The organism is Chryseobacterium sp. CG10_8 (genome assembly GCF_058117085.1).
Genome location: NZ_JBYVEB010000173.1, coordinates 1 through 3,666, shown reverse-complemented (window position 1 = coordinate 3,666; position 3,666 = coordinate 1). Strand labels below are relative to the sequence as shown.

The window sequence follows — 3,666 nt, the reverse complement described above, 5'->3', positions numbered from 1 at the left end:
AAATTTATTTAAACAATTGTTCGGCCAACAGAACAGATTCAGGTCTTCCAACATCGATTAAAGTGGCTTGATGAAGGTAACCATGGATGCTTTCGGTGAGCATCATGTCCAGATATTCTTCCATAATTGAAAACTTCCCTGTTCTCTTTATTTTGTTGAAAATTTCTGGGTTAATGCAGTGCAATCCGCTAAAAGCTAAAGCTTTGAAACCTTTGTTGAACTCTGCTAATCGTTGCTCTCCCGTTTGCACATTAAGCCAACCTCGTAAAATCATGTCTGAATTGAATAATAATTTTCTCGAACTATCCCTATCTGAAACCGCTAATGTAGCAAAATCATTTTTCTCTTGATGGTATTTTACAAATTCTGTAATGTTGAGGTCAGTTAAAATATCTGCGTTAAGAATCAAAAAATCTTCGCCGTGGTCCAAAAATTTTTTTGCAAATACCAATCCTCCACCAGTTTCTAAAAGAGCATCCTTCTCATCAGAAATCTCTATATTACAATCAAAGTTGTTGTTCTTTTTCAAGAAATCGACAATTTGAGCTCCAAAGTGATGAATATTAATCACGAAATCAGTAATTCCGTAGCTCTTAAGGTATTTGATATTCCGTTCCAAAAGAGGGACTCCATTGACGGGAGCCATTGCTTTTGGGTGATGGTCAGTAAAGGGTTTGAGGCGGGTGCCTTTCCCAGCTGCAAAAAGTAGTGCTTTCATTGGTTAGTTAAGCTGTGGTTGTTGGTCGTGAGTTACGGTAACAATCGCTTCAGGATATTTTGCTCTAATAAATTCTGCTGTTTTTTCTGCTCCATATACAGAACGATGTTGGCCTCCTGTACAACCAAAATTGATTTGAAGATTTTCGAATCCTCTTTCCAAATAATTTTCAATGGTGATGGAAATCATTTGCTGAATGGTTTTTAAGAATTCTGGCATTTTGGTTTGAGTTTCTAAGAATTCTTGGACGCCAATGTCTTTTCCTGTTTGGGATTTGTAGATATCGATTCGTCCTGGGTTAAGGATTCCTCTGCAGTCAAAACAAAAGCCGCCTCCATTTCCAGAATCGTCTTTTGGGATGCCTCCAATTTTATATGAAAAACTGTGAATGTCGATTGTTAACATATTTTTGTTGGGTGTTTTATTCATTTTTTGCAGATTATATTTTAGTTCTGCATATTATTTTTGGGTGATTTGTTCTATTTTAGCTCTTGTTGATTGGGTTTCTAACTGTGCGATCAGCGTTTTCAGTTCTGGAAATTGATTCATTTCAGGCCAATTTTTGGAGAAAGCGACAATATTTTCAATCCCCTTTTGGATGCTTGATATAAAATGTGATTTCCTTTGGATAAGACCTCGAAATCCATAAGCTCCTAAAACTTGTAAAAATCTTATGAGTTGCATGTACGGGATTGCTTTTCGCAATTCTTGTTGTGTTTCTACGTCATCAAATTGCTGAATATAATATTCTAACATTTCGATTTTGAAGTCTTCCGAAAAATTAGCTTTTGCTTGAAAAAGAAACGAAACAACATCGTACATCATTGGTCCTTCCATCGCTGATTGGTAGTCGATAAAAGAAACTTGATTGTTCTCGTTGACCAAAATATTTCTTGCTTGAAAATCTCTTATCATCAAACCTTTTGGTTGGAGATGTTCGATGTTTTCAACAATTTGTTTAAACTCCAAAAGAAGCGTTGATTTGTGATAGGGAAGCTCTAAAACATCAACAAAGAAATTTTTAAAATAAAATAAATCGTGGAGAACAGGAAGCTCGTCATATCTTTCGTATTCAAAGGTTTTGGAGTAGTCAATTTTGTCCTTCGTCGAAACTTGAAGATGGTGAAGTTTTTCAAGGCTTTGCTTGACTAATTGTTTTACAAAGTCACTTTCTTGATGCTTTTCGATGATTTGAGAAAGCGTTTGGTTTCCTAAATAATCTTGGATATATAGCAATCTGTCATCAGAAATAGCGATAATCTTAGGAGTGTTCAATCGAAGTTCCGAAAAGATTTCCGAAAAGTAAAAAAAACTTTCATTTTCTCTAAGATTTTCGTTGTATGTAATTACAAAACGACCTTTGGCAGAGTCAGCTATGAAGTTGATGCGGGAAGAGCCACTTTGCGGAATTTCGGTCCACGAAGTGATTTTTTCTCCGATTTTGGTTTCAAAAAAGTGTTGGGCTTTTTTCACAATCATACGTAACCGCAAAGATACTAATTTGGCAACTAATCTTTATATTTGCAAGGTATGTTAAAAGACTTTCGACCGGCTTTGATTATTTTGGCGAGATTTCTCGTTCTCTTTTTGATACTTTTTTTTCTTTATCAATCGTATCTTAAGCCATTTGAAGGTGTTAATCTGGACTCTTTTTCCTATTGGATTGCAGAACAAGTGCAAGGGATACAGAACCAAATAGGATATCCAACTCAACTTGCAGAATATCCAACATACGAAACCGTAGGTTATGTAGTGAATGGACAGCAAGTCACTCGAATGGTGGAAGGTTGTAACGCGGTGTCGGTCATGATTTTCTTTGTAGCTTTTATTTTTGCGTTTTACAAAGGATGGAAGACTTTTGCTTTCACGTTGGGCGGGCTTGTCTTGCTTCACATTATGAATGTTTTGCGAATCGTGGGACTTAATATTTTGGTATTTACCATGCCTGAATATTCCAAAATAGCTCATGATTATGCTTTCCCAGCCATCATCTATGGGACTGTTGTTGTGCTTTGGCTTGTATGGATTCAGTTTTTTGTATTTAGAAAAAAATGAAAATTCTAAAGTGGCTTTTGGTGATTATCGGAATTCTTGGTCTTGTAGGAGTGAGGGCCATGGAAGGGATGTTCTATGACCCATTTCTTAACTATTTTCATGAAGCAAACAGGCAGATGGTATTTCCCGAAGTAGAGTGGGGGAAACTAATTTTGAATTATATTTTCCGTTTTGTCCTTAATTTGTTTTTCTCTGCAGTGATCATTCAGTTTATTTTTATGAATAAACGTTGGACGCTTCAAGCGGTGGTCATGATGACGATTGTGTTTTTGGTCTTTTTACCCATCTATCTTTACGCTATTTCTACTCAATTTGAAATTGGATATCAGTTTTCGTTCTACATGCGGAGGTTTGTTATACAGCCCGTTATTTTACTATTGATTATTCCGATGTTTTATTATAGAAAGAAGATGCTGGAAGTCTAACGTTTATTGATAAACTGATCAATTAGTTTGTTTTGCATTTCGATTAATTTAGTAATTTGTTCTTGATTTTTCAAAATATTATTAATTGTTTCGGGAGACTGCATATTTACTGTTTGCGCATAATTAAATATGTGATGCGATACACTAGAATCTTTAAAAACATTATTAGAAACAATTCCAGTACTTTCTTCTAGAAGATCTTTAATTTCAATATCATGAAATTCACTTATTTTCATTAGGTTATCTAAGTTGGGCTTGGCTTGATCAGCTTCCCATTTATTATATGCAGATTGCGAAACGCCCAAACTATCAGCAATTTCTGATTGTGACAATCTTTTGCTATCTCTTAATTTTCTTAGTTTCGTACCTAAAGTGACCATATTTCAAAATTTACCACTAAAGTAATAAAAATTATTAAATTAGGCATTTAAGCAATAATTTGTTTGTAAGAGATTGGTTTTGATATAA

Annotated in this window: 6 protein-coding genes; 2 read left to right on the top strand and 4 right to left on the bottom strand. The window is 34.8% G+C overall.

All coding sequences use genetic code 11. The features are described 5' to 3' along the window. Nucleotides 1-4: 4 nt before the first annotated feature. From AC4AGG_RS15695 to AC4AGG_RS15685, 3 genes are read right to left on the bottom strand one after another with little or no spacing between them, the layout of a single operon-like run. Nucleotides 5-718: a nucleotidyltransferase family protein gene (locus AC4AGG_RS15695; RefSeq protein ID WP_489772962.1), complete on the bottom strand. Its 714-nt coding sequence runs from the start codon at nucleotides 716-718 to the stop codon at nucleotides 5-7. Between the two features lie 3 nt (nucleotides 719-721). Then, on the bottom strand, nucleotides 722-1,123 hold the full coding sequence (locus AC4AGG_RS15690; protein WP_489772963.1) for a RapZ C-terminal domain-containing protein: 402 nt from the start codon (nucleotides 1,121-1,123) through the stop codon (nucleotides 722-724). Nucleotides 1,124-1,177: 54 nt separating this feature from the next. After that, nucleotides 1,178-2,197 (bottom strand): aminoglycoside phosphotransferase family protein, encoded by a 1,020-nt coding sequence (locus tag AC4AGG_RS15685; RefSeq protein ID WP_489772961.1) that lies wholly within the window; start codon nucleotides 2,195-2,197, stop codon nucleotides 1,178-1,180. Between the two features lie 51 nt (nucleotides 2,198-2,248). Here AC4AGG_RS15685 and xrtF point away from each other — a divergent pair, with 51 nt between their 5' ends. Both xrtF and AC4AGG_RS15675 read left to right on the top strand, forming a co-directional pair. After that, entirely contained in the window at nucleotides 2,249-2,773 is a 525-nt protein-coding gene (gene xrtF, locus AC4AGG_RS15680) for an exosortase family protein XrtF (protein WP_489772960.1), read from the top strand. Continuing rightward, the gene (locus AC4AGG_RS15675) at nucleotides 2,770-3,198 is read left to right on the top strand and encodes an exosortase F system-associated membrane protein (protein WP_489772959.1); all 429 of its coding nucleotides are present in this window, start codon (nucleotides 2,770-2,772) and stop codon (nucleotides 3,196-3,198) included. Before xrtF ends, AC4AGG_RS15675 begins: the two co-directional genes overlap by 4 nt. Here AC4AGG_RS15675 and AC4AGG_RS15670 read toward each other — a convergent pair. Then, nucleotides 3,195-3,578, bottom strand: a complete 384-nt coding sequence (locus AC4AGG_RS15670; RefSeq protein WP_489772958.1) for a helix-turn-helix domain-containing protein — start codon at nucleotides 3,576-3,578, stop codon at nucleotides 3,195-3,197. The genes AC4AGG_RS15675 and AC4AGG_RS15670 overlap by 4 nt on opposite strands. Nucleotides 3,579-3,666: the final 88 nt, after the last annotated feature.